We start from the raw sequence: 615 nt of genomic DNA on the forward strand, positions 1-615 counted from the left end.
CAGGCGGCAGATGCCGCGAATAACCGGCTTACACAGGCCGCTTCCTTTTAGAAAGCAATAGGAAATCGCACACATGGCAATGGTCATCAACACAAATGCTCTGTCGCTTAACGCCCAGAACAACCTGAACAAGTCACAGCAGTCCCTGAACACCGCCATCGAGCGTCTGTCTTCCGGTTCGCGCATCAACAGCGCCAAGGATGATGCTGCAGGTCTGGCCATCTCCAACCGCATGAACGCCCAGGTCACCGGTCTGAACCAGGCCAACCGCAACGCCAACGACGGTATTTCTGCTGCGCAGACTGCTGAAGGCGCGCTGGGTCAGGTCACTGACAACCTGCAGCGTGTTCGTGAGCTGACCGTCCAGTCCCAGAATGAAACGCTGACGCAGAGCGACCGTGGTTCCATTCAGGATGAAATCACCCAGCGTCTGGAAGAAATCGATCGGATTTCCCAGCAGACTGAATTCAACGGCAAGAAACTGCTGGACGGCAGCAACACCACTCTGAAGATTCAGGTCGGCGCCAATGACGGCCAGACCATCGACCTCAGTCTGACTGATGTAAAAACATCTACCCTTAGCGTGGGTGATTTCAACGTCAATGGTTATACAGG

At 54.6% G+C, this 615-nt stretch carries 1 pseudogene; it reads left to right on the plus strand.

Features of this window, described 5'->3' with window-relative positions:
* Positions 1 to 73 precede the first annotated feature (73 nt).
* Positions 74 to 615: pseudogene (locus tag Q0931_RS16685) on the plus strand (flagellin FliC); the annotation flags it as partial.

The sequence above is a fragment of the uncultured Kushneria sp. genome (assembly GCF_947497025.1).
Taxonomy (GTDB): Bacteria; Pseudomonadota; Gammaproteobacteria; order Pseudomonadales; family Halomonadaceae; genus Kushneria.